Consider the following 23,994-nt stretch of genomic DNA (forward strand, 5'->3'; position numbering starts at 1 on the left):
CGGACGGCCGGGTCGAGCAGTGTGTCTGCCACGCCGGTTGGACACGCGTCCCCCCATCAGGGTTGTACGCGCGAGGCACCCTCACCAGCAAAATCCCTATTGCCCTCATGCGCACCCGCTCTTCCCGATTGCCCCGTCTTTATCGAGACGGCAGTCGGGCCATCACCTTGATCAAGGGATCAGCACCGATCCTACAAAGCGAATTACGCAAATTCACCTGCGATCAGTTCCGCAATCTGTGTGGCATTCAGCGCTGCGCCCTTGCGGAGATTGTCGGCGCACACGAAGAACTCCAGGGCGTGACGATCGTCGAGCGAGGCCCGCACCCGCCCCACCCAGGCGGGATCCGTCCCGGCGGCGTCGACGGGGGTGGGGAACTCCCCGGCGGCCGGGTCGTCCACGAGCACCACGCCGGGCGCGGCCTCCAGGATCTCCCGGGCGTGCGCGGCCTCCACCTCGCGCTCGAACCGGGCCCGCACGGTCAGCGAATGCCCGGTCAGCACGGGCACCTGGACGCAGGTCACCGACACCGGGAGCTGCTCCAGCTCCAGGATCCGGCGCGTCTCCCCGCGTACCGCCAGCTCGTGCGAGGACCAGCCGTCCGCGCGCAACTCGCCGGACCAGGGCACGACGTTGAGGGCGAGCGGGGCCGCGAAGGGGCCGGTGTCCTCGCCCACGGCGCGGCGGACGTCCCCGGGCTGCTCGCCCAGGGAGGTCCCGGCGATCAACGACTGCTGGCGGCGCAGCGCCTCGGAACCGGCCCGACCGGCGGCGCTCGCGGCCTGGTACGAGGAGACGACCAGGTCGCAGAGGGAGTACTCGGAGTGCAGCGCGCCCAGGGCCGCGACCATGGTGGCGGTCACGCAGTCCGGGCCGGCGACGATCCCGCGCGGCCGGATCCGTACGGCGTGCCCGTTGACCTCGGGCACCACCAACGGGACTTCGGGGTCCTCCCGGAAGGCGGCGGACAGGTCGATGACGACCGAGCCGCGCGTGGTGACCACGGGGGCCCACCGGGCCGAGATCTCGGCCGGGGTGAGGAAGAGGGCGATGTCGCCCGGTCCGAGGCCGTCGAAGGCGTCCTCGGTGAGGGCGATCACCTCGGTCTCCTCCGCACGGACGGCCAGCATGCGGCCGGCCGAGCGCGCGGAGGCGATCAGGCGGATCTCGCCCCAGACGTCGGCCCGCAGGGACAGCATCTGGAGCAGGACCGAACCGACTGCTCCGGTCGCCCCGACCACGGCGAGTGCCGGGCCGGAGGACCGGGTGCGGGTCATCGTCCGGTGCCTCCGTAGACGACGGCTTCGGCGCTGTCGGAGTCGAGGCCGAAGGCCGTGTGCACGGCGCGGACGGCTTCGTTGACGTCGTCCTGGCGGGTGACGACCGAGATGCGGATCTCGGAGGTCGAGATCAGCTCGATGTTCACGCCCGCGTCGGACAGCGCCTGGAAGAAGGAGGCGGTGACGCCCGGGTTCGTCTTCATGCCCGCGCCGACCAGGGAGATCTTGCCGATCTGGTCGTCGTAGCGCAGGGAGTCGAAGCCGATCGCGCCCTTCGCCTTCTCCAGCGCCTCGATGGCCTTGTGGCCCTCGGTCTTGGGGAGCGTGAAGGAGATGTCCGTGAGGCCCGTGGAGGCCGCGGAGACGTTCTGCACGATCATGTCGATGTTGATCTCGGCGTCCGCGATGGCGCGGAAGATCGCCGCGGCCTCGCCCGGCTTGTCCGGGACACCGACGACCGTGATCTTGGCTTCGGAGACGTCGTGCGCGACTCCGGAGATGATGGCGTGCTCCACCTGCGCGTCCCCTTGCGGATTCTCGTTGCTGACCCAGGTGCCCGGCAGTCCGGAGAAGGACGAGCGGACGTGGATCGGGATGTTGTAGCGGCGCGCGTACTCGACGCAGCGGTGCAGCAGCACCTTGGAACCGGAGGCCGCGAGCTCCAGCATGTCCTCGGAGGAGATCCAGTCGATCTTCTTGGCCTTCTTCACGACGCGGGGGTCCGCGGTGAAGACGCCGTCGACGTCGGTGTAGATCTCGCACACCTCGGCGTCCAACGCCGCGGCGAGCGCGACGGCGGTGGTGTCCGAGCCGCCCCGGCCGAGGGTGGTGATGTCCTTGGAGTCCGCGGACACCCCCTGGAAGCCCGCGACGATGGCGATGTTGCCCTCGTCCAGCGCGGTGCGGATCCGGCCCGGCGTGACATCGATGATGCGCGCTTTGTTGTGGACCGAGTCGGTGATCACGCCTGCCTGGCTACCGGTGAACGACTGGGCCTCGTGGCCCAGGTTTTTGATCGCCATGGCCAGCAGGGCCATGGAGATCCGCTCCCCGGCGGTCAGCAGCATGTCGAATTCGCGCCCGGCAGGCATCGGCGATACCTGCTCGGCGAGATCGATCAGCTCGTCCGTCGTGTCGCCCATCGCGGAAACCACGACGACCACCTGGTGGCCGTTCTTCTTGGCATCCACGATCCGCTTGGCGACGCGCTTGATGCCCTCGGCATCGGCTACGGAGGAGCCTCCGTACTTCTGCACGACAAGGCCCACGTGCGCTCCTCGCTCAGTCAGTCTCATTGCTGGTGCAGTGTAACGAGCGACCGGGATCCGACCGCCTCGTACCACATCATGAGACGAGAAGATCAGAGAATGAGTTCCCGGTCCGGCCGCCGCGTTCGCTCAGGTGCGGCCGAGGCCGCCGAGCTCCTCGGCCATGACCTGTCCGGCCTGTTCCGCGAGGTCGTCCTCGGCCAGGTCCTCGTCCGTGTCCAGGCCGTCCAGCGCCGCCAGCGGCTGGTCCAGACGTACGTGGGCCACCAGCGACTGCAGCGCGCGCAGGGTCGCCGAGGCCGTCGGACCCCAGTTGGTGAAGTACGAGAACTGCCACCACCACAACGCCTCGGTGGTCCGCCCCGCCCGGTAGTGCGCCAGCCCGTGCCGCAGGTCCGCCACCACGTCGGCCAGGTCGTCGGAGATCCGGTGCGCGACCGGGGCCTTGCGCGGCTCGTAGGGGTCGAAGACCTCCGAGTACACGTCGACCGGCTCCAGCATGTAGGCGAACCGCTCGCGCAGCTCGTCGACGTCCGGCTCCGGGCCGAGGTCGGGCTCGTAGCGCTCGTCGGGCAGCACGTCCTGGTACGCGCCCAGCCGGCCGCCCGCCAGCAGCAGCTGGGACACCTCCAGGAGGAGGAAGGGCACCGCGCTGTCCGGGTCCTCGCCCTTGGCCACCTCGGTGACCGCGACGATGAAGGACTCGATCTGGTCCGAGATCTGGACGGCGAAGTCGTCCGGATCCTGGCCCAGGGCGTGCAGCGTTGCGTCAGACATCGAGAAGTCGCCTTCCTTCAAAGGCCCGCCCGAGCGTGACCTCGTCCGCGTACTCCAGATCTCCCCCGACGGGGAGTCCGCTGGCCAGGCGGGTGACCTTCAGGCCCATGGGCTTGATCATGCGGGCAAGGTAGGTGGCGGTCGCCTCGCCCTCCAGGTTCGGGTCGGTGGCCAGGATCAGCTCGGTCACCTCGCCGTCGGCCAGGCGCGCCAGCAGCTCGCGGATGCGCAGGTCGTCCGGGCCGACGCCCTCGATCGGGCTGATCGCGCCGCCGAGGACGTGGTACTTACCTCGGAACTCGCGCGTCCGCTCGATCGCGACGACGTCCTTCGGCTCCTCGACGACACAGATGACCGTGGTGTCCCGGCGCGGGTCGCGGCAGATGCCGCACCGCTCCTCCTGTGCCACGTTCCCGCACACCGCGCAGAACCGGACCTTGTCCTTGACCTCCAGCAGCGCGTGCGCGAGGCGGCGGACGTCGGTGGGCTCGGCCTGCAGGATGTGGAAGGCGATCCGCTGCGCGCTCTTGGGCCCGACGCCGGGCAGCCTGCCCAGTTCGTCGATCAGGTCCTGAACCACGCCTTCGTACAACGGACTGCCTTCTTTCGTCGGGTAGGGGAGAGGGTTAGAACGGGAGGCCGGGGATGCCGCTGCCGCCGCCCAGGCCCTGGGCCAGGGGGCCCAGCTTCTGCTGCTGGAGCGCCTGCGCATTCTCGTTGGCCGCCTGCACCGCGGCGACCACCAGATCGGCGAGCGTCTCCGTGTCCTGGGGGTCCACGGCCTTCGGGTCGATCACCAGCGCCCGCAGCTCACCGGATCCGGTGACGGTCGCCCGCACCAGACCGCCGCCGGCCTGGCCCTCGACCTCGGTCCGTGCGAGCTCCTCCTGCGCGGCCGCGAGATCCTGCTGCATCTTCTGGGCCTGCTGGAGCAGCTGCTGCATGTTGGGCTGGCCACCACCGGGAATCACAGGGCACTCACTCCATACGTCGTACGTCGAGACCTTCGGAACGCTGGTCAATCCGAGCCTACGTGCTCCCCGGGCCCCGCGCCCTACGCCGTGAGGACCAACTCTTTCGAGTGAGAGACGCGGCGTGCGCTTACCTGATGGAGACCTCCTTGCGGGCGGAAATCCCGGGAATCGTCGCCCATCGCCCGTCATTCGAAGGTAGGAAGAGCATGCGCATCATTGCGCACACGCGCACCACCACACGTCAGCGCAGGCAGAGGGAGTGCCGGGTGAGCCAGCCGGAGATGCAGCCCGAGGGGCCACCCCGGGATCCCCGGGAGGAAGGCGGCGGACCGATGGCGGCGGGCGATCTGACCGGCCGGCCGTTCCCCCTCGGGGACTGGGGCGAGCCCGCCGAGCGGCTCGACGAGCTCTACCGGCGGGTCGAGGCCGATGCTCTGCGCACCGCCGAGTGGTACCTGTCCGACCGGGCCTGGAAGCGGCGCGGTGCGCGCGTGCTGCGCGCCGGGGCGGCCGTGGGTGCCGTCACGGGTGCCTCGATGCCGCTGCTGGAACTGACGGGCTCGATCCCGGGCGCCTCCACGTACGGCTACCTCGCGCTGCTGCTGGGCGCGGCCGCGCTGGCCTGCGACCGGTTCTTCGGGCTGACGTCCGGGTGGATGCGGAACGTGGCCACGGCCCAGGCCGTACAGCGCCGGCTCCAGACCCTCCAGTTCGACTGGGCCTCGGAGAACGTGCGCGAGGTGCTCGGCCCCACCGAGGGCACGGCCAGCGAGGCCGCGGAGCGGTGCCTGACCGTGCTGCGCCGCTTCTCGGAAGACATCACCGAGCTGGTGCGGTCCGAGACGGCGGACTGGATGGTGGAATTCCGGGCCGGGCCCGCGCCGCTGGTGATGCAGTCGCTGGGGGCCTCCGGGGGGCGCCCGGACGCGAACGTCCCGCCCGCCCGCTTCCCGCTGCCGCCGGGCACCAGACCGAACATGCCCCGGCAGCGGCCGCCGGAGCAGCCGCGCTGAGACGGGCGGGGGCGGGCGGGGGCTGGAATTCCGCGCAGCGGACCCGTACTCGTACTCGTCCCCGTACCCCGCCCACCGGCACCGCTCAGCTGAAGATGATCATCGATCCTTGGCCGAGGCTCCGCGTCGCCGCCGCGTGCAGTCCCAGCCACACGTGCCGCTCACGGGCGAAGGGGCTGTCGTCGTACGGAATCGGCCCCGCCGGCTCCTCCAGCAGCGTCGGCCGCCCCGGCGGCGCCGGTGCGGCGGGCGGGTTCCCCGGGTCTATCCCGATGGCGGGGGCCACGAACAGCAGCTCCCGCAGCAGCCCCTGCCCGGACCCCAGCGGCCCGCCCCCGGCCAGCAGCTCCTCGTTCGCCAGCGGAGCCGCGAAGTCCACCGGGACGTAGGCCCCGGCATGGTCGTAGTGCCACACCAGGTGCGACTGCTGGGCCGTGGGCTCGAACATCTCCAGCAGTTGCTCGTAGTCCCCGCCGAGCTCGTCCACCGGGGTCACGGGCAGCCCGCAGAGCTGGAGCATGTACGCCCGCCTCAGGAAGTGCAGGGCGTCGTAGTCGAAGCCGGCGACGGGGGCGACGTCCCCGCTCAGGCCCGGCATGTACGCGAACACGGGCACGGACGGCAGTCCGGCCGCGCCCAACGCCCTGTCGTACGAGGCGATCTCTTCCGCGAAGGGGTTGTCGGGGCTGTGGCACAGCACGTCGACAAGGGGGACCAGCCACAGGTCACAGGCCACTCGGCCTCCGATCAGTCGTTGTCGCCGATCCGGCCAGCGTAGTGGGCCGGACACCCTCCGCGAAGGGGTGCGCAGAACCTCGGCCCTCAGAGGCGGGCGGCCCAGGCCAACGCGTGCTCGTTGTAGCCGCGCACGATGCCGCGCACCGCCTCGGCGTCGGCCAGCGTCACCGCGTCCACCAGCTCGCTGTGGCCGTCCCACAGTGCCGCCCGCAGCTGCGGCTCGCGCTGGAGGTGGGGGACGGCGAAGACCCAGCACTGCACGCGGATGCGGTGCAGGAACTCGGAGATGTAGGTGTTGGCGACCAGCCCGCTCAGCTCCCGCCAGAAGCGCAGGTCGTAGCCGATCAGTACCTCGAGCGAACCGCTCTGCGCGGCCCGTCGGGCCTCCTCGCCCCGGCGGCGCACCGACACCAGCAGCTCGGCGGAGCCGGGGGTGGTGCCGCGCTCGGCGAGGCGGCGGAAGATCCCGTCCACGACGAGCGAGCGCGCCTCGACCATGCCCCGGAAGTCGTCCACGGAGAAGATCCGCACGCGGAAGCCGCGGTGCTGGACCAGTTCGAGCAGCCCTTGGGCCGAGAGGTCCACGAGCGCCTCGCGCACCGGGGTCGCGGAGACCTCGTACTGCTCGGCGATCTGCTTGACGGTGAACTCGGTCCCCGGAGGCAGGCGTCCCGCGAGCACCTCGTCACGCAGCGCGTCCGCGATCTGCTGGCGAAGTGTGTTGCGGGTGACAGCTCCGCTGCCTGGCATAGGGGTCCGTCTCCTGTCGTAGAGCTCCGGACACCATAGGCCAGACAGCGCGGCCGAAAACCGATCGGTAGCTAACCGATATCTGACACCCGCACCCGGTGCCCGGGTGCGGGTCCGGATCCGGGTGTGGGTGTGAGTGTGGGTGTGGGTGTGTGGGTGTGGGTGTGGGTGTGGATGCCGACCGGACCCCGTCCCCCCGGGCGGGCGGGTCTAGCCGGCCGTGGTGTGGCGGTCGGCGACCGTCAGCGCCTCGTCCAGCAGGGCCAGGCCCTCCTTGGCCTCCGCCTCGGTGACGTTGCAGGGCGGGACCACGTGGGTGCGGTTCATGTTCACGAAGGGCCACAGGCCCGACGCCTTGCAGGCCGCCGCGAACTCGGCCATCGGCGCGTTGTCCGCACCGGCCGCGTTGTACGGCACGAGCGGCTCGCGCGTCTCCTTGTCCCGTACGAGTTCCAGGGCCCAGAAGGCGCCCAGCCCGCGGACCTCGCCGACCGAGGGGTGGCGCTCGGCGATCTCGGCGAGGGCCGGGCCGATCACGTTCTCACCGAGGTGGGCGGCGTGCTCGACGATGCCCTCCTCCTCCATCGTGTTGATCGTCGCGACGGCGGCGGCGCAGGCCAGGGGGTGGCCGGAGTACGTCAGTCCGCCCGGGTAGGGGCGGGTGGCGAAGGTCTCGGCGATGGCGGCCGAGATGGCCACGCCGCCGAGCGGGACGTAGCCGCTGTTCACGCCCTTGGCGAAGGTGATCAGGTCGGGGGTGACGCCCCAGTGGTCGGCGGCGAACCACGTGCCGGTGCGGCCGAAGCCGGCCATGACCTCGTCCAGGATGAAGACGATGCCGTAGCGGTCGCAGAGCTCGCGGACGCCCGCGAGGTAGCCGGCGGGCGGGACCATGATGCCCGCGGTGCCCGGCACGCTCTCGAGGATGATCGCCGCGATGGTCTGCGGCCCCTCGAAGGCGATGGTGTCGGCGAGGTGGGCGAGGGCGCGCTCGCATTCCTCGGCCTCGGTGGTGGCGTGGAAGGCGGAGCGGTAGAGGTACGGGCCCCAGAAGTGCACGACGCCGGCGGCGGCCGTGTCGGAGGGCCAGCGGCGCGGGTCGCCGGTCAGGTTGATCGCGGCGGCGGTGGCCCCGTGGTAGGAGCGGTAGGTCGAGAGCACCTTGGCGCGGCCCGTGTGCAGACGGGCCATGCGCACGGCGTTCTCGACGGCCTCGGCGCCGCCGTTGGTGAAGAAGACCTTGTCCAGGTCGCCCGGGGTCCGCTCGGCGATGAGGCGTGCGGCCTCGGAGCGGACGTCGACGGCGAAGCCGGGCGCGAGGGTGCAGAGCCGGGCGGCCTGCTCCTGGATCGCGGCGACGACCTTGGGGTGCTGGTGGCCGATGTTGGTGTTCACCAGCTGGGAGGAGAAGTCGAGGAACCGCTTGCCTTCGTAGTCCCAGAAGTACGACCCCTCGGCCCCGGCGACGGCGAGGGGGTCGATCAGGGCCTGGGCGGACCAGGAGTGGAAGACGTGCTTCCGATCTGCGTCCTTCACGGTGGCAAGGGTGTGCGAGGTGACATGAGGGGTCATGTCGTCACGCTAGAAGTGCGCAGGTGGGGCGGGATATCGGCGGACTGTATGGGGGTGGGGGGCCGCTCTCGGCAGTCTGTCTGTGAGGCGGCTCAGCCCCTGCGCTGGATTGACAGTATCCTGTCGTTATGACAGTCTATTGTCATAGAGCAGGAACCACGCTGGAGGCGAAAGCACCATGAGCGAGACCCCGCGCAAGCCCGTCCACCTCGCGGTCTACGACACGTACGCGGACTGGGAGACCGGCCACACCACCGCGCACCTCACCCAGCGCGGCCACACCGTGCGCACGGTCGGCCCGAGCGCCGCGCAGCAGGTCACCACCATGGGCGGCGTCCGCATCCAGCCTGACCTGGCCCTGGCCGACCTGCGACCGGAGGACTCCTCGCTGCTGATCCTCACGGGCGCGTCCCTGTGGGACACGAGCGACGATCTGGCGCCGTTCGCGGCCAAGGCGCGGGAGTTCCTGGCCGCCGGAGTGCCGGTCGCGGCGATCTGCGGAGCCACCGCCGGCCTCGCCCGCGAGGGCCTGCTGGACGGCCGGACCCACACCAGCGCCGCTTCCTTCTACCTGGCCGAGCAGGCCGGCTACGGGGGTGCCGAGCGCTACGTCGACGCCGACGCGGTGACCGACGGCGACCTGATCACGGCGGGGCCGACGGAACCGGTGGCCTTCGCCCGCGAGGTCTTCGCCCGCCTGGACGTCTACAAGCCGGACGTCCTGGACGCCTGGTACGGGCTCTTCCACGACTCGGACGTCAGCGCGTACCCGGTCCTGATGGCGGCATCGGCGGCCGGCGATGCGTGAGGCGACGCACGAGCCGCTGCCCGCAGGGAACCTCGGGGGCGCCGGGGATCTCGGGGGCGTCGGGGACCCCGGCGGCCGCGCGGAGCTTGGCGATCCCGCGGACCTCAAGGACGGCCGTACCCAGCAGGACCTGCTGAGCCGCACCGCGCTCGGGGTGTTCCGGCTGAACGGCCAGTTCCTCGCCATCTCGGAGGAGCTGGCCAAGCCGGCCGGGCTGACGGCTGCCTGGTGGCAGGTCCTGGGCGCGGTACTGCGGGAGCCGCTGCCCGTCGCGGGCATCGCCCGGAGCATGGGCATCACCCGGCAGAGCGTGCAGCGCATCGCGGACCTGCTGGTCGCCAAGGGGCTGGCGGAATACGCCCCGAACCCCGCCCACCGGCGGGCGAAGCTGCTGCGGCCCACGGAGGAGGGGCGGGGCGCGGTGGACCGGATCGGCCCGGGGCACGCGGCCCTGGCGGCCCGCCTCACGGCGGAGCTGGGCGATGCCGCCTTCGCGGAGACGGTCCGCGCACTGGAGCGGCTGGCCTCGGCACTGGACGCGCTGGAGTCCGCCGCACCGTCCGCCACGTCGTCCGCGGCACCGTCCGCCGCCGTTCCCGCACCCGCGCCGGAGTGAGCCCGGACGGCACCGCAGCGGCGCCGTGCCCGTGGCGCCCTGACCGCGCCGCGGAGGCCCGCCGCAGCGATTGTGTCGAAGTCAATAAGCCTGCAAGCAAAGCTTGTTACGTATAACGGGGCTGTCGGACACTGCGGCACATGGAGCCGTTGAAGGTAGTGGCACAACTGTGGGAGCGAATCGAGGCACGCGACTGGGACGGCGTGGCCGGGCTCATCGCCGAAGACGCGGTCATCGAATGGCCCGTGAGCGGTGAGCGCATCGTGGGGCGCGCCAACTTCATAGCCGTGAACAGCGACGACGGCTACGCGGACGAGAGATCCGTGGAACTGCTGCGGATCCTGGCCGACGGGAACCTCGTGGTCACCGAGGTGGAGATACCTCAGGACCACGTCGTCTACCGGGCCGTCTCCCTCTGGACCGTGCGGGACGGGGAGATCGTGGGGGCGAGGGAGTACTGGACCAGCCCCGGCCAGGACCCGGCTCCCCGCTGGCGGGCGGGCTACGTCGAACCCCTGGTGGCAGACTGAGCCGCGTGCTCACCGCTCTTCTCGGCGCGACCGGGGTCCTGGCGCTCCTCACCCTCGTCCCCGGCCCGGACATGGCGATCGTCACGAAACGGGCCGTCACCCGGGGGCGCGGTGACGGACTGCGCACCGTCGCCGGGATCGCCGTCGGGCTGCTGATCTGGGGCGCCCTCACCGTGGCGGGGCTCGCGGCGCTGCTCGCCGCCTCGGCCGAGGTGTACCTGGTGGTGAAGCTGGCGGGGGCCGCGTACCTGTGTTGGCTCGGCGCCCGGGCGCTGCTGCGGCCGGGTGCGGAACCCTTGGCGCGGGGGGAGCTCGACGAGCGCGGGGAGCGCGGGGAGCGCGCGCAGGGGCGGTCCGGGTCGGGCGGCGGCGGAGCCTGGCGCACCGGCCTGGTCTCCAACGTCCTCAATCCCAAGATCGCCGTCTTCTACACGGGTCTGCTGCCCGCCCTCGCCCCGCCCGGCCTGCGGCCGGCGCTCGGCATGGCGCTGCTGGTCCTGCTCCATGTGCTGCTGACGGTGGTCTGGCTGGGCACGTACGTGTACGTGCTGTCGCGCGCCGGGCGGTTCTTCGCGCGGCCGCGGGTCCGGCGGGCACTGGACCGGACGACGGGTGTCGTCCTGATCGGCTTCGGCGTGCGGGTGGCGACGACGTGATGGTCGAAGCGGTCGTGACGTCGTGACGTCGCGACGGTCGTGACGTCGCGACAGTCGTACCCCTGGCTCGCAGGTATCCCCTGTCATACCTGAGAGCTACGCGCGAACACGGCTCCATGGCGTGACGCCGACCACGGGCCCGGATTTCTAACTTCGGTAGCAGAGAAGAGCGTTCACGGCTCTTCCGGCGACCGAAGGAAGAGGACCATGACAACGGGGACGGGGACGCAGGCCGGGACCAGGACTCAGGCCGGGGCGGGGACGCGGGCCGGGACCACCGGAAGGACCCGCGGGTCGGGCACGACGCTCTCCACGGGTACGGCGCTCTCCACGAGCAGGGCGGGATCCGGTGGTGGTGGACGGCTGCGCCGAGGCCTGCTGGCCGCTCTGGTCGCCGCGGCCGTGGTGGTCCCCGTGTCCGCAGCGGCCTCCCCGAACGTCCCGTCCCCCGCGCCCGCCACGTTCTCCGAGGACGCCACCCCCCGCAGCCGGTACGCCGCCAACAGCGCCAACCTCGCCGAGGCGGCCCGTACCGCCGAGGACGCCGACCGCCCCGGCCGGGCAGCCAGGCTGCGCGCCATGGGGTCGGGCGGAGCGGCCCAGTTCCTCACCTTCGACGGCCGCGGCAGGGGCCGCGCCGTGGAGGTGTTCGGCGAGTTGGAGAGCGCCGACCGGGTCGCCGTCCTGGTGCCCGGGTCCGACACCACGCTGGACACCTACGAGCGGTTCCGTGCCGGAGCCGTCTCCCTCCAGCAGCGCCTGCAAGCCGAGCATCCGCGCTCCGCCGTGGTCGCCTGGCTCGGGTACGACACCCCAGGAACGGTGAGCACCACCGTCCTGAGCGCCGACCGGGCCGACGCGGCCGCTGCCGAACTGGCCCCCTTCCTGGACCGGTTGCGCGACATGTCGGGGCCCGGTGCCCGGCTCTCCCTCCTGTGCCACTCCTACGGATCCGTGGTCTGCGCCCGGACCGCCACCGGGTCCGCGGTCAGCGACATGGCGCTGTTCGGCAGCCCGGGCACCGGGGCCGGATCCGCCCGTGAGCTGCCGACCGGGGCCCGCGTCTGGGCCGGCCGGGGCAGCGGCGACTGGATAGGAAACGTCCCGCACGTGCGGTTCGGCGGGATCGGTTTCGGCACCGACCCGGTCGACCCCGCCTTTGGGGCCCGGGCCTTCACCGCCGGCGCCGTCGGGCACAGCGACTACCTCAAGCCGGGCACCGAGTCCCTCGACAGCCTGGCCGCCATCGTCCTCGGCACCACCACCGCATCGGAGGCCGACCATGGTTGAGTTCCGCGCCCGGTGGTCGACCCTGGCCGCGGGCATCGACGCCGCCACCCCGGCCGACCGCGACCGGGCCGTGGACGCGCTGCGGGCCTTCGCGATCCTCGGCGTGGTCCTCGGCCACTGGTTGGTCACCGCGCTGACCGCACGCGACGGCGGTCTGAGCACGACCAGCCCGCTGGTGCACATGCCGTGGCTGGCCCCGGTGTCCTGGGTGTTCCAGACGTTGTCCGTCTTCTTCCTGGTGGGCGGCCATGTCGCCGCTCGCGGGTACGCGTCGGCGCGCGAGCGCGGCCTCTCGTACGGCGCATGGGCCGGGCAGCGGCTGGGACGACTGTTCCGTCCGGTCGCCGCGGTGCTGGTTCTCTGGGCGGTCGTCGCGGTCGGGATGCTGATCGGCGGGGCGGAGTTCGCCACCGTCCGTTCGCTGGTCACGCTGGTGCTGTCGCCGCTGTGGTTCCTGCTGGTGTTCGCCGCGCTCACCGCCGCGACCCCGCTCGTGGCCCGGCTCAGCCCGCTGTGGCCGCTGGCCGTGGTCGCTGCCGTCGACGTGTGGCGCTTCGGGCTGGCGGGCCCCGAGTGGATCGGCTGGGTCAATGTGGCCGCGGGCTGGCTCGTCCCCTTCACCTTGGGCGCCGCCTGGTCCCGCGGGGCGTTCGCCCGGCGCGACCGGGCGCTGCTCCTGCTCGGCGCGGGAGTCCTGGCCACGGCCGCGCTGGTCCTCTGGGGCGGGTACCCGGCGTCGATGGTGGGTGTCCCCGGGGCCGCCGTCTCGAACCTGAACCCGCCGACGCTGGCGGCGGCCGCCTTCGGGCTGGCCCAGTGCGGGCTGGCGCTCCTGGTGCGCGACCCGCTCGCCCGGGCCATGCGGCGGCCGACGGCCTGGGCGAAGGTGGCCCTGGTGAACCTCTCCGCCATGACCGTCTTCCTGTGGCACCAGACCGCCATGATGGCCGTCACCGCCCTCGGGCTGCTGGTCCCGGCCGACCTGCCCGGGCTGCACACGGTGCCCGACTCGGTGGGCTGGATAGCGGCCCGGCTGCTGTGGTTGCCCGTGTTCGCCGCCGCGCTGTCGCTCTGCTGGGCCGCGTTCCGCATCCACGAACAGGCCACCGGCCGTCCGAAGCCGTCCCGTACCGCCCGTACTGCCGCGGTCCCCCGCCCCAGGACGGACCCCGCCGAGGAGATCAACCATGTCTAGGGCCCGCCTTAGCCTGGACGGCGTGAACCAGCAGACCGAGCCACCCGCCGCCGACGTCCGCATCCGCCTGCCGCGCGGCCTGGCACGGGAGTTGTTCACCCTGCGGCGGGACCCCCTGCCGAAGATGGCGCGGCCGCGCTGGCTGGCCTGGCTGCCGCACGTGGTCCTCTGCTACGTGGCCATTCCCTGCGGCGTCCTCACCGCGATGCTGATGAACGACCATTACAAGGTGCGCGGTTCGGCACTGGTGGTGCTGTCGCTGCTGACTTCCGCGTCCATCGTGCTCAGCATGTTCCGGCCGATCGCCGCCTGGTGGCTCGGGCTCCTCACCTCCGGCCTGGTCGCCTGGGCCATCCACGACCACGTCGGGCAGGGACAGTCGTGGCCCTGGACGCCCGTCGGGCCGTTCACGCTCGCGCCCGTGCTCCTGATGGTCGCCCTGCGGGTGCCGCCCAAGGTGACCGCGTCGGTCATCGGCATCACGCTCACCCTCAACGGACTGGCCGACATCGTCCTCAGGCCGCCGCAGAGCCAGACCATCATCGGCGGCGTGGTCCTCCTCTTCGGGTTCGTGGGGATCCTCGGCTACGCCCTGCGGGCCACCCGCCTCACCCGCGGCAAACTCGTCGAGCAGGAGACCCTCACCGAGGAGGAGCGGGCGCGGCGCACCCTGCTGGAGGAGCGCAGCCGGATCGCCCGCGAACTGCACGACGTCGTCGCCCACCACATGTCGGTGATCTCCATCCAGGCGCAGGTTGCCCCGCACCTGGTGGAGAACCCGTCCGAGGAGCTCAAGGAGAATCTGGCCGGCATCCGGGAGAACGCGCTGGAGGCGCTGACGGAGCTGCGGCGGGTGCTGGGCGTGCTGCGGTCCGAGCGGCCCGACGATCCCGCGAACCCCCATCATCCGCAGCCCACCCTCGGTGAGCTGGACGGCCTCGTGGACAACGTGCGGGGGGCGGGTCTGGACGTCACGACCGAGATCGCGGGGATACGCCGGCCGCTGACCCCGGGCGTGGAGCTCACCGCGTACCGGATCGTGCAGGAGGCGCTGAGCAACGCCCTGCGCCATGCGCCCGGTTCACGGGTGGAGGTGGGCATCGCGTACGGGCCGCGCGATCTGCACCTGTGCGTCGCGAACAGCGCGCCGACCCGGGCGGCCCCGCCCTCGCCCGGTGCGGGGCACGGGCTGCTTGGGATGCGGGAGCGGGCAGGCATGCTGGGGGGCGAACTGGCCGCCGGCCCGCGCCCCGACGGGGGGTACGAGGTGAGCGCCGTACTCCCGATGGATCCGCAGGACCTGTCCGCGGTCCCCGACTCCGAGACGAAGAGGACCCCATGAGCACCCCGATCAAGGTGATGATCGCCGACGACCAGATGATGGTCCGGCAGGGCTTCACCGTGCTTCTCAACGCGCAGCCCGACATAGAGGTCGTGGGGCAGGCCGTGGACGGGGCGGACGCGGTGGCGAAGGTCGCGGAGCTGGCTCCGGACGTGGTGCTGATGGACATCCGGATGCCGGGAATGGGCGGGATCGAGGCCACCTCCGTCATCACCTCGGTGCCCGACGCCGCGGTGAAGGTGCTGGTGCTGACCACCTTCGATCTCGACGAGTACGTGTACGAGGCGCTGCGGGCCGGGGCCTCCGGATTCCTGCTCAAGGACGCGTCCGCCGACCAGCTCGCCGAGGCGGTGCGGGTGGTGGCGGCCGGCGAGGCGCTGCTCTCGCCGAACATCACGAAGCGGCTGATCACGGAGTTCTCCCGGCTGGGAGCGCCGCGCGCGCCGTCACGGGCCCGGATCGAGGCGCTGACCGAGCGGGAGACGGAGGTGCTGTCGCTGATCGCCCAGGGCTTGTCCAACGCCGAGATCTCGGAGCACTTGGTACTGGCCGAGCAGACGGTGAAGACGCATGTGAGCCGGATCCTGGTGAAGCTGGGTCTGCGGGACCGCACGCAGGCGGCGGTGTTCGCGTACGAGACGGGTCTCATCCGCCCGACGGGCTATTGAGTGGACCCTCGTAGTACTTGAGAGGGACCCCGGGAAATCCCCATCAGCGGCGACGCGGACGAGGCCGGTACGGACCTACGGTGGTGTGTATGACCGAGACGACCACCGGGGGAACATCCCGGGCACCTGAGTTCCGACTGGCATCTGAGGTGATCGCGACCCTTCGCCGGGACCTCGTCACCGATGCCTTGGCCTACCGGCCGCTGCCCCTGGCGGAGACCTCCGGGCGTTTCGTGCGCCGACTTCCCGGGGTGCTGCGCCGGTACGCGCCCTGGCGGCGGCATGCGGCGGTGGCGATCCTGGCCTTCCTCGTCGGGCTGACCGCGCTCAACACGCAGTTGGCCGCCTGGGGCGACCTGAGACCGATCGCGATGGCGATGCTGACCGCGGCCCCGGTCCTGATGACGCTGGTGCGGCCGGTCGGCGCATGGTGGGCGGCCATCGCGATGACGGTGGTGACGGCCGGCATCGACACTGGCTACAACTGGCCCTGGACCGAAAGCAGTTTCCTCGCGTACATCCTGGTCATGTTCCTCGTCACGCTGCGGACCGGGCCGCGGTTGGCGGCCTGGATGTGGACGCTCACCCTGGTGCTGGGATCCGCACTCTCCGTGATGTTCAGCGGCCACTGGGGGTCGAACCTGCCCGAGATGGCGGTGGCCTCGGCCTTCGCCCTGGTGATTGCCAGCAGTATCCGGATACGCCGTGATGCCCGGGCCGAGGTGAGCGCGCAGCAGGAGGTCACGGCCGTCGAGCGGGACAAGCGGACGCTGTTGGAGGAGCGGACCACGATCGCGCGGGAGCTGCACGATGTGGTGGCCCACCACATGTCGGTGGTGGCGATCCAGGCGGAGGCCGCGCCGTACCGGGTGAAGAACCCGCCGCCGGAGCTGGAGGCGGCGTTCGTCACCATCCGGGAGAACGCGGTGGCGGCCCTGACGGAGCTGCGGCGGGTATTGGGCGTGGTGCGCTCCGCGGACTACGAGGCCCCGGACGCCCCGCAGCCGACGCTGGCCTCGCTGGAGGGGCTGCTGGCCAATGTGCGGGACGCCGGCCTGAGCGTGGAGAAGACGATCACGGGCTCGGTGCGGGAGCTGCCGCAGGGCGTGGAACTGTCGGCGTACCGCATCGTCCAGGAGGCCCTCAGCAACACGCTGCGGCACGCGCCGGGGGCTGCGGCCGAGGTGGAGGTCTCGTACGTGCTGGGCGGCCTGGGCCTACGGATCGTCAACGACCGGGCGACCGGGGACGCGCGGCCCTCGGCGGGGGCCGGGCACGGAATCACCGGCATGCGGGAGCGGGTGGCCATGCTGGAGGGTGAGATGACGGCCGGCCGGACGGCGGCGGGCGGGTACGAGGTGGCGGTGTTCATACCGGTGCCCCACCGTGCTGAGCCGGCGCCGGAAGCGCGGGAGGGGACGGTATGACGATCAGGGTCTTGATCGTCGACGACCAGGTGATGGTGCGCGAGGGGTTCTCCGTTCTGCTGAACGCGATGGACGGCATCGAGGTGGTCGGCGAGGCGGTCGACGGCCGGGAGGCCATCGAGCAGGTGTCGGCGCTGCGGCCGGACGTGGTGCTGATGGACATCCGGATGCCGCGGATGAACGGGCTGGAGGCCACTCGGGAGATCGTGGCCGCCGACACGGACGCGAAGGTGCTGGTCCTGACGACCTTCGACCTCGACGAGTACGTGTACCAGGCGCTGCGGGCCGGGGCCTCCGGGTTCCTGCTCAAGGACGCGTCGGCCCGTCAGCTGGCCGACGGGGTACGGGTGGTGGCGGCCGGCGAGGCCCTGCTGGCGCCCTCGGTGACCAAGCGGCTGATCGTGGAGTTCTCGAAGATCTCCCAGGCCCGCAAGCTGGCGGACCCGGCGAGTACGGGGGAGCTGACGGAGCGGGAGACGGAGGTGCTGGTACTGATCGCGCAGGGACTGTCCAATGCGGAGATAGCCGACCGGCTGGTCGTCGCCGAGTCCACCATCAAGACCCATGTGAGCCGGATCCTGGTGAAGCTGGGCCTGCGGGACCGGACACAGGCGGCCGTGTACGCGTACGAGACCCGCTTGGTGACACCCGCCTGATCGGGCTCGGCTGCGTTTAGGGTGCAGGGATGGGTTTTGATCCGTGGGATGCCGCGTTCGTCGCCGATCCGTATCCGGCGTACCGGGAGTTGCGGGAGCAGGGGCGGGCCGTGTGGTGGGAGGCCACCGGGCAGTGGCTGGTGCCGCACTACGCCGACGTGAGTGCGCTGCTGCGGGACCGGCGGCTGGGGCGGACCTACCTCCACCGGTTCTCGCACGAGGAGTTCGGCCGCGAGGCGCCGCCGCCGGAGCACGAGCCCTTCCACGTGCTCAACGGCAACGGCCTGCTGGACCTGGAGGATCCCGCGCACGCGCGGGTGCGCAGGCTGGTGGCGAAGGCCTTCACCCCGCGGACGGTGGAGCGCCTCGTGCCCGCGGTGCAGCGGCTGGCCGGGGAGTTGGTGGGGCGGCTGCGTGCGGACGGGGGCGGGGATCTGCTCACCGTCGTCGCCGAGCCGCTTCCGGTGGCGGTGATCGCGGAGCTGCTGGGCGTGCCCGAGGTGGACCGCGGATTGCTGCGGCCCTGGTCGGCGGACATCTGCGGGATGTTCGAGCTCCGGCCCGACGAGGAGACGGCGCAGCGCGCGGTGCGGGCGAGCGTCGAGTTCAGCGCCTACCTCCGGGGGCTGATCGCCGAGCGGCGGAGCCGCCCCGGGGAGGATTTGATCTCCGGGCTGATCGCCGCCCACGATGAGGAGGGGCGGCTCAGCGAGCAGGAGATGATCTCCACCTGTGTGCTCCTGCTGAACGCCGGGCACGAGGCCACCGTCAACACGACCGTCAACGGGTGGTGGGCGCTGTTCCGCAACCCCGCGCAGCTCGCCGCGCTCCGTGCGGGCCACGATCCCGAAAAGTTGTCCACAGCTGTGGATGAACTCATGCGCTACGACACTCCCCTCCAGATGTTCGAACGCTGGGTGCTCGACGACATCCGGATCGGTGACACCGTCATCCCCCGCGGGGCGGAGGTCGCACTGCTCTTCGGGTCCGCGAACCGGGATCCCGCGCGCTTCGACGATCCCGACGCGCTGGACCTCGTACGGGCCGACAATCCGCACCTGACGTTCGGGGCCGGGATCCACTACTGCCTCGGCGCGCCCCTGGCGCGGCGGGAGTTGGAGGCTTCCTTCGGGGCGCTCCTGGCGGACGGAGTCCCGCCGCTGCGGCTCGTCGAGGAGCCCCAGTGGCGGGACGGGTACGTCATCCGGGGGCTGGAGCAACTGCTGGTGGAGTTCTAGGCGATCATGTCGCGGCGGCGCAGGGCGCCGAGGCCCGCCGCCGTCAGGGCCACCGCCAGCACGGTCAGGACCAGCAGCGGCGCCGGGTCCAGGGCCTGCGCTCCCGGGAGCCGGGGCAGGTGGGCGAAGGGCGAGAGGTTCAGGGCGGCCTGCGGGAGGTTCAGCGCCGGGCCGATCCAGCCCAGGGCCAGCGCACCTCCGGCCACCGCCCAGGCGGCCGCCGCGTACTGCGGGACCGCGCCGTACAGCAGCGCCGCCAGGGCTCCGATCAGCCACACCGCCGGGAGCTGGGCGAGCGCGGCGCCGATCGCCGCACCCGGCTCCCGGCCGTGCCCGAGGCCGAGACCGAGGCCCGCCAGCAGCAGGATCACCGCCGAACCGCCGAAGGCCACCGCCAGGTGGCCGCCGGCCCAGCGCAGCCGGCCGACCGCGTTCGCGAGCAGCGGCTCCGCGCGTCGGCCCGACTCCTCGCCACTCAGGCGGAGCACGCAGGAGACTGCGTACAGGGCGGCGACCATGCCGAACATGCCGGCCATCGTGGCGAGGAAGGCGTCGGTGAGCGCCTCCTGCGCACCCTGCGCGACCTGCGCGCCCGCCCCACCCGCCCCGCCGGTCCCGCCCTGCCCGCCCTGCCCGCCCATCCGCTCGATGATCTCGCGGGTCCGGTCGTTGTCGCCGACCAGGTCCGCGGCGCCGTCCGCCATCCCGCCGAAGACGACACCGGCGACCAGGAAGCCCGCGCCCCAGCCCAGTACGCTGCCGCGCTGTAGCCGCCAGGCCAGCGCACCCGCCGTGCCCAGGCGCCCCTCGGCCGGCCCCGGCCGCGACGACAGGAAGCTCATGCCCAGGTCACGACGCCCGGCCAGGGCGTACGCGGCGCCCGCCTGCACCGTGACGGCGGCGGCGAACAGGAGGAGCACCCACCAGCGTTCGGCGGCGAAGGCCCGTACGTTCTCCACCCAGCCGAGCGGCGAGGCCCAGGTCAGGGGCGACCGGCCGCCCCCCGTACCGGCGTCGCCCGCGGCCTTCAGGACGAAGGCGGCGCCGAGCACGGTCGCCGCGATCCCCTTGGCGGCACGGGCGCTCTCGGTCAGCTGGGCGGCGATGGCGGCCGTGCAGGCGAAGAACGTCCCGGTGGCCGCGACGGCCAGGCCGAGAGCGACCGCGCCCGGCGCGCCCTGCCCCGCGAGACCACCCGCCACGAGCAGGGCGACGCAGGCGTTGGCCACGAGGGCGGTGAGCAGGGCGGCGGTCAGCGGGGCACGCCGCCCCACCATCGCGGCGGAAAGCAGCTCCTGACGGCCCGTCTCCTCCTCCTCACGGGTGTGCCGCACGACGATGATCAGGCTCATGGCGGCCGCGAGGACGGCGGCGTAGACGCCGCCGCGCCAGGCGGTCAGGGCGCCGAGCGAATCACCGAAGACCGGTCCGTACAGGGCGCGCATCGAGCTGTTGGCGTTCATCGAAGCGGCGGCCCGGGCGCGTTCGGCGGCGGTGGCGTACACACTGCCCAGCGAGCCGGGCATGCCCACGACCATGAGCGTGGTGACCAGGGTCCACACCGGCACCATCACGCGGTCGCGGCGCAGGGCGAGCCGCAGCAGCGCCCCGGTACCGGCCAGTTGGCTCTTCATCGGGACGCCCCTTCGGTGTAGTGGCGAAGGAAGAGCTCCTCGAGGGTGGGCGGGGTCGAGGTCAGCGACCGCACCCCCGACGCGGTGAGGGAGCGGAGTACCGCGTCCAACTTGTCGGTGTCGGCCTGGAGGCGGACCTTCAGCCCCTGCACGTGGACGTCGTACACGCCCGGCAGGTGTGCGAGGCCGTTCGGCGGACCGGCCAGCTCGGCGCTGATCGACGTACGGGTGAGGTGGCGGAGTTCGACGAGGGTGCCGGTCTCCACCGTGCGGCCGTTGCGGATGATGCTGACCCGGTCGCAGAGGGCCTCGACCTCGCTGAGGATGTGCGAGCTGAGCAGGATGGTGCGCCCGGCGGCGCGCGCCTCGCTGACGCAGTCCTGGAAGACCTCCTCCATCAGCGGGTCGAGGCCGGAGGTGGGCTCGTCGAGGACGAGCAGTTCGACGTCGGAGGCGAAGGCGGCGACGAGGGCGACCTTCTGCCTGTTGCCCTTGGAGTACGTACGCCCCTTCTTGGTGGGGTCCAGCTCGAACCGCTCGACGAGCTCGGCGCGCCGGGTCCGGTCGAGGCCGCCCCGGAGGCGTCCGTAGAGGTCTATGACCTCGCCGCCGGAGAGGTTGCGCCACAGGGTGACGTCTCCGGGGACGTAGGCGACGCGGCGGTGGAGGGCGACCGCGTCGGCCCAGGGGTCGCCGCCGAGGAGCTCGGCGGTGCCGGAGTCGGCCCGCAGCAGGCCCAGCAGGACCCGGATGGTGGTGGACTTGCCGGCGCCGTTGGGGCCGAGGAAGCCGTGGACCTCGCCGGTGGTGACCGAGAGGTCGAGTCCGTCCAGGGCGCGGGTACGGCCGAATGCCTTGTGGAGGCCGGCAACGCTGATTGCCTTCGTCATGTTTCCGAACGTACGCTAGCTTCACAAATTTGTGAAGCTTGAGAATCTCAGGAATCGCGTAAAGTCAGGAGGGTGGCAGATGACATGGTGAATGTGGACGCGGGGACCGGGACCGGGACCGGCAGCGGTACCGGCACCGGCACCGCTGCGGGCGTCCGGGACGGCGACGCGGTCTCCCGCTTCGTCGAGCGGTTCGCCGCGCAGCTGACCGAGGCCGGGATGCAGCGGATGGCCGCGCGCGTCTTCGCCCAGTTGCTGGCCAGCGACGGCGGCGCGATGACCTCGGCGGAGCTGGGGGAGGCCCTACGGATCAGCCCGGCCGCGGTGTCGGGCGCCGTGTCCTACCTGACCCAGGTCAACATGGTCAGCCGCGAACGCGAACCGGGCTCGCGCCGCGACCGGTACGTCCTGCACAACGAACTCTGGTACGAGACCTTCACGCGCCGCGACCAGGTCCTGACCCTGTGGGAGAAGACCCTGCGCGAAGGCGCGGCCGCCCTCGGCACGGACTCTCCCGCCGGGGCCCGCGTCGCGGAGACGGCGGCCTTCTTCGAGTTCATGCAGGGCGAAATGCTGGGTCTCATGGACCGCTGGCGGACCCACAAGGCGACGATCGGCCTGGGCTGAGCGGACCCGGAGCGGGCCGGAGCCGGCACAGAGCCGTCCCGAACGGGCTCACACCTGGTCACGCACCGACCCGGGTTCCGAGTCGGCGGGAAATCGGCGATGCACGGAGCGCAAAGCCCTCGATCACCCCGGCCGAAGCTGACTATGGCGATCCTCCGTCAGCTGCGTCGTACGGAGGGGACATGGGGACAGACCCGACGCCAGGTGTGCCACCGAGACCTGCCTACGCTCCGACCGTACCCACCGAACCTCCCCGCTCCGAACCTCCCCGCTCCGGACCTCCCCGCTCCGGACCTCCCCGCTGGGCTTGGTGGGTCGCAGGGATCGTCGTTCCCCTCGCGGGCATCGCGGCCAGCATCTTCGTCGCCACCACCAACAACTCCGCGCCTGCGGCCAAAGCCCTGCCGGCGCCGACGTCGACCACGGGCAACGGCTCTCCGGGGAGCCAGGCGAACGGTCCCACCCCGAGCACCTCGCCGCCGAGGTCCAGCATCGCCCCTCCCCCGTCACTCTCACCATTACCTTCGAAGACGTCACCCCCCGCGGCTGACCTGGCATCCCCTGCCGGGTACACGCTGAACCAGACGATGTTCGGCATCACTCCCGGCCAGTGCACCAGCTTCGAGGAACAGCTGACCGACCTCGACACGGGCCAGAGCCGGATCGTCGTGCCGAAAGACATCACCAAGCCGACCGAGGTCGAAGCGGGGGGCGCGGAACTCCTCTACTGGAACGAAGGCTGCGACTACCGCCTCCGGGCGATGCCCCAGGCCACGGTCGGGATCCTGCGGAAGGGCACCCCCCAGTCTTTCGCCTCGTGCAAGGCCGCGGCCAACACCGGCCTGGGCCCCGTAAACATGACAAAGATCGACGACCAGGAGGCGAGAGGGATCGTTGTAGGAGCCTCCCTCTGTTCCGTCACCGACCGAGGTGCCGTCGCCATGGCGGTGATCGAGCACATCGCAGGTGGTCACGGCGACGATCCGACGGTGACGGGCACCCTCTACGTATGGTCGAAGACTCCCTGAAGGGCCGTGCAGAACACCCGGCACGGGGCGATGCGCCCGCCGGCGCCGCTGTTCGGGAACTCTGCGGCCACGGCCCGCCGGTCCGCGTACCGGCGCCGCGCAAAAGATCCGGAAGCACCGGTACCCGCAGACGGGAAACCTCCTGCGTGCCATGCTGGAACGCATGAACCTGGAGGACCTGATACGGCTGCGCCGCGCCCGGGACATGATGGACCGCGCCTACGCGGAGCCACTGGACGTCCCCGCACTCGCGAACGTCGCCCTCATGTCACCGGGACACTTCTCCCGCAGCTTCCGCACCGCCTTCGGGGAAACCCCGTACAGCTACCTCATGACCCGCCGCGTCGAGCGCGCGAAGGCGCTGCTGCGACGCGGCGACATGAGCGTGACGGACGTCTGCTTCGCCGTCGGATGTACCTCACTGGGGTCCTTCAGCTCGCGCTTCACCGAGCTCGTCGGCGAGCCCCCGAGCGCCTACCGGGCCCGCAGCCACGACGACGGCGCGGCCATCCCGGCGTGCGTCGCCAAGATCCTCACGCGACCGGTCAGGAACGGAGAAGCGAAATCCGCACCCTCCTCGTAGCGTCGACGACATGGACATCAACCTCTCGCAGTGCTTCATCGCAGTCGACGACCACGACAAGGCGCTCGCCTTCTACCGCGACGTCCTCGGCCTGGAGGTCCGCAACGACGTCGGGTTCGAAGGGATGCGCTGGGTGACCGTCGGCTCCCCCACCCAGCCGGACGTGGAGATCGTCCTCGAACCGCCGCTCGCCGACCCGGGCGCCTCGGCGGCCGACCGGCAGGCCATGGCGGAGCTACTGGCCAAGGGCCTGCTGCGCGGCGTGATCTTCTCCACCGACGACGTCGACGCCACCTTCGAACACATCCGGGCCGCCGGCGGGGAGGTGCTCCAGGAGCCCGTCGACCAGCCGTACGGCGTCCGCGACTGCGCCTTCCGGGACCCGGCGGGCAACATGCTCCGCTTCAACCAGCCCCGCAAGTCCTGACCGCCGA

26 protein-coding genes are annotated in these 23,994 nt (G+C 71.6%); 16 read left to right on the forward strand and 10 right to left on the reverse strand.

Annotated features, from left to right (window positions below; translation table 11 throughout):
• Positions 1-203: 203 nt before the first annotated feature.
• The 5 genes from OG594_RS00355 to OG594_RS00375 all read right to left on the reverse strand — a co-directional run bounded on the left by OG594_RS00355 (position 204) and on the right by OG594_RS00375 (position 4,296).
• A complete protein-coding gene (locus OG594_RS00355) occupies positions 204-1,277 on the reverse strand; it encodes an aspartate-semialdehyde dehydrogenase (protein ID WP_266594516.1) in 1,074 nt (357 codons plus the stop codon).
• Complete coding sequence (locus OG594_RS00360) at positions 1,274-2,548, reverse strand: aspartate kinase (protein WP_030726444.1); 1,275 nt, start codon at positions 2,546-2,548, stop codon at positions 1,274-1,276. The genes OG594_RS00355 and OG594_RS00360 overlap by 4 nt, the downstream gene beginning before the upstream one ends.
• Before the next feature lie 129 nt (positions 2,549-2,677).
• Positions 2,678-3,325 carry a DUF5063 domain-containing protein gene (locus OG594_RS00365; protein WP_266594517.1) on the reverse strand — a complete coding sequence of 216 codons (648 nt, stop codon included), beginning with the start codon at positions 3,323-3,325 and terminating at the stop codon, positions 2,678-2,680.
• Complete coding sequence (recR, locus tag OG594_RS00370) at positions 3,318-3,917, reverse strand: recombination mediator RecR (protein WP_030010802.1); 600 nt, start codon at positions 3,915-3,917, stop codon at positions 3,318-3,320. Before recR ends, OG594_RS00365 begins: the two co-directional genes overlap by 8 nt.
• Before the next feature lie 34 nt (positions 3,918-3,951).
• Positions 3,952-4,296: a YbaB/EbfC family nucleoid-associated protein gene (locus OG594_RS00375; protein ID WP_189743837.1), complete on the reverse strand. Its 345-nt coding sequence runs from the start codon at positions 4,294-4,296 to the stop codon at positions 3,952-3,954.
• 269 nt (positions 4,297-4,565) lie between these two features.
• On the opposite strand from OG594_RS00375, the gene OG594_RS00380 reads away from it, so the two are divergent.
• Positions 4,566-5,312, forward strand: coding sequence for an SLATT domain-containing protein (locus tag OG594_RS00380; protein ID WP_266594518.1), 747 nt, complete (start codon positions 4,566-4,568; stop codon positions 5,310-5,312).
• 85 nt (positions 5,313-5,397) lie between these two features.
• Here the strand turns inward: OG594_RS00380 and OG594_RS00385 are convergent, their stop codons facing one another.
• The 3 genes from OG594_RS00385 to OG594_RS00395 form a co-directional block, all read right to left on the reverse strand.
• Positions 5,398-6,048: a hypothetical protein gene (locus tag OG594_RS00385; RefSeq protein ID WP_030010934.1), complete on the reverse strand. Its 651-nt coding sequence runs from the start codon at positions 6,046-6,048 to the stop codon at positions 5,398-5,400.
• An 86-nt stretch (positions 6,049-6,134) separates the two neighbouring features.
• Entirely contained in the window at positions 6,135-6,800 is a 666-nt protein-coding gene (locus tag OG594_RS00390) for a GntR family transcriptional regulator (RefSeq protein WP_030010935.1), read from the reverse strand.
• 210 nt (positions 6,801-7,010) lie between these two features.
• Positions 7,011-8,372 (reverse strand): aspartate aminotransferase family protein, encoded by a 1,362-nt coding sequence (locus tag OG594_RS00395; protein WP_266594519.1) that lies wholly within the window; start codon positions 8,370-8,372, stop codon positions 7,011-7,013.
• Positions 8,373-8,550: 178 nt separating this feature from the next.
• Here OG594_RS00395 and OG594_RS00400 point away from each other — a divergent pair, with 178 nt between their 5' ends.
• From OG594_RS00400 to OG594_RS00450, 11 genes are all read left to right on the forward strand, one after another.
• On the forward strand, positions 8,551-9,180 hold the full coding sequence (locus OG594_RS00400) for a DJ-1/PfpI family protein (RefSeq protein ID WP_266594520.1): 630 nt from the start codon (positions 8,551-8,553) through the stop codon (positions 9,178-9,180).
• A gap of 130 nt (positions 9,181-9,310) precedes the next feature.
• Entirely contained in the window at positions 9,311-9,796 is a 486-nt protein-coding gene (locus OG594_RS00405; protein WP_266602491.1) for a MarR family winged helix-turn-helix transcriptional regulator, read from the forward strand.
• A 140-nt stretch (positions 9,797-9,936) separates the two neighbouring features.
• The gene (locus OG594_RS00410; protein ID WP_030010939.1) at positions 9,937-10,326 is read left to right on the forward strand and encodes a nuclear transport factor 2 family protein; all 390 of its coding nucleotides are present in this window, start codon (positions 9,937-9,939) and stop codon (positions 10,324-10,326) included.
• A gap of 5 nt (positions 10,327-10,331) precedes the next feature.
• Positions 10,332-10,982 (forward strand): LysE family translocator, encoded by a 651-nt coding sequence (locus tag OG594_RS00415; RefSeq protein WP_266594521.1) that lies wholly within the window; start codon positions 10,332-10,334, stop codon positions 10,980-10,982.
• 207 nt (positions 10,983-11,189) lie between these two features.
• Positions 11,190-12,272, forward strand: coding sequence for an alpha/beta hydrolase (locus OG594_RS00420; RefSeq protein WP_266594522.1), 1,083 nt, complete (start codon positions 11,190-11,192; stop codon positions 12,270-12,272).
• The gene (locus tag OG594_RS00425; RefSeq protein WP_266594523.1) at positions 12,265-13,467 is read left to right on the forward strand and encodes an acyltransferase; all 1,203 of its coding nucleotides are present in this window, start codon (positions 12,265-12,267) and stop codon (positions 13,465-13,467) included. The genes OG594_RS00420 and OG594_RS00425 overlap by 8 nt, the downstream gene beginning before the upstream one ends.
• 22 nt (positions 13,468-13,489) lie before the next feature.
• Entirely contained in the window at positions 13,490-14,809 is a 1,320-nt protein-coding gene (locus OG594_RS00430) for a sensor histidine kinase (RefSeq protein WP_266594524.1), read from the forward strand.
• Complete coding sequence (locus OG594_RS00435; protein WP_266594525.1) at positions 14,806-15,477, forward strand: response regulator transcription factor; 672 nt, start codon at positions 14,806-14,808, stop codon at positions 15,475-15,477. Before OG594_RS00430 ends, OG594_RS00435 begins: the two co-directional genes overlap by 4 nt.
• 89 nt (positions 15,478-15,566) lie before the next feature.
• Positions 15,567-16,904, forward strand: a complete 1,338-nt coding sequence (locus OG594_RS00440) for a sensor histidine kinase (RefSeq protein ID WP_266594526.1) — start codon at positions 15,567-15,569, stop codon at positions 16,902-16,904.
• Positions 16,901-17,560, forward strand: a complete 660-nt coding sequence (locus OG594_RS00445; RefSeq protein WP_266594527.1) for a response regulator transcription factor — start codon at positions 16,901-16,903, stop codon at positions 17,558-17,560. The genes OG594_RS00440 and OG594_RS00445 overlap by 4 nt, the downstream gene beginning before the upstream one ends.
• A 29-nt stretch (positions 17,561-17,589) precedes the next feature.
• A complete protein-coding gene (locus tag OG594_RS00450) occupies positions 17,590-18,798 on the forward strand; it encodes a cytochrome P450 (RefSeq protein WP_266594528.1) in 1,209 nt (402 codons plus the stop codon).
• On the opposite strand, the gene OG594_RS00455 is transcribed toward OG594_RS00450, so the two are convergent.
• Both OG594_RS00455 and OG594_RS00460 read right to left on the reverse strand, forming a co-directional pair.
• The gene (locus OG594_RS00455; RefSeq protein WP_266594529.1) at positions 18,795-20,432 is read right to left on the reverse strand and encodes an ABC transporter permease; all 1,638 of its coding nucleotides are present in this window, start codon (positions 20,430-20,432) and stop codon (positions 18,795-18,797) included. The genes OG594_RS00450 and OG594_RS00455 overlap by 4 nt on opposite strands.
• Positions 20,429-21,322 carry an ABC transporter ATP-binding protein gene (locus tag OG594_RS00460; protein ID WP_266594530.1) on the reverse strand — a complete coding sequence of 298 codons (894 nt, stop codon included), beginning with the start codon at positions 21,320-21,322 and terminating at the stop codon, positions 20,429-20,431. The genes OG594_RS00455 and OG594_RS00460 overlap by 4 nt, the downstream gene beginning before the upstream one ends.
• 72 nt (positions 21,323-21,394) lie before the next feature.
• Here OG594_RS00460 and OG594_RS00465 point away from each other — a divergent pair, with 72 nt between their 5' ends.
• The 4 genes from OG594_RS00465 to OG594_RS00480 all read left to right on the forward strand — a co-directional run bounded on the left by OG594_RS00465 (position 21,395) and on the right by OG594_RS00480 (position 23,987).
• Complete coding sequence (locus OG594_RS00465; protein WP_266594531.1) at positions 21,395-21,949, forward strand: GbsR/MarR family transcriptional regulator; 555 nt, start codon at positions 21,395-21,397, stop codon at positions 21,947-21,949.
• Between the two features lie 587 nt (positions 21,950-22,536).
• Complete coding sequence (locus OG594_RS00470; RefSeq protein WP_266594532.1) at positions 22,537-22,977, forward strand: hypothetical protein; 441 nt, start codon at positions 22,537-22,539, stop codon at positions 22,975-22,977.
• A 163-nt stretch (positions 22,978-23,140) separates the two neighbouring features.
• Positions 23,141-23,560 (forward strand): helix-turn-helix domain-containing protein, encoded by a 420-nt coding sequence (locus tag OG594_RS00475; RefSeq protein WP_266594533.1) that lies wholly within the window; start codon positions 23,141-23,143, stop codon positions 23,558-23,560.
• A 10-nt stretch (positions 23,561-23,570) separates the two neighbouring features.
• A complete protein-coding gene (locus tag OG594_RS00480) occupies positions 23,571-23,987 on the forward strand; it encodes a VOC family protein (protein ID WP_266594534.1) in 417 nt (138 codons plus the stop codon).
• The last annotated feature ends 7 nt before the right edge of the window (positions 23,988-23,994 follow it).

Origin of the sequence: Streptomyces sp. NBC_01214, assembly GCF_026340975.1 — a bacterium.
Taxonomy (GTDB): domain Bacteria; phylum Actinomycetota; class Actinomycetes; order Streptomycetales; family Streptomycetaceae; genus Streptomyces.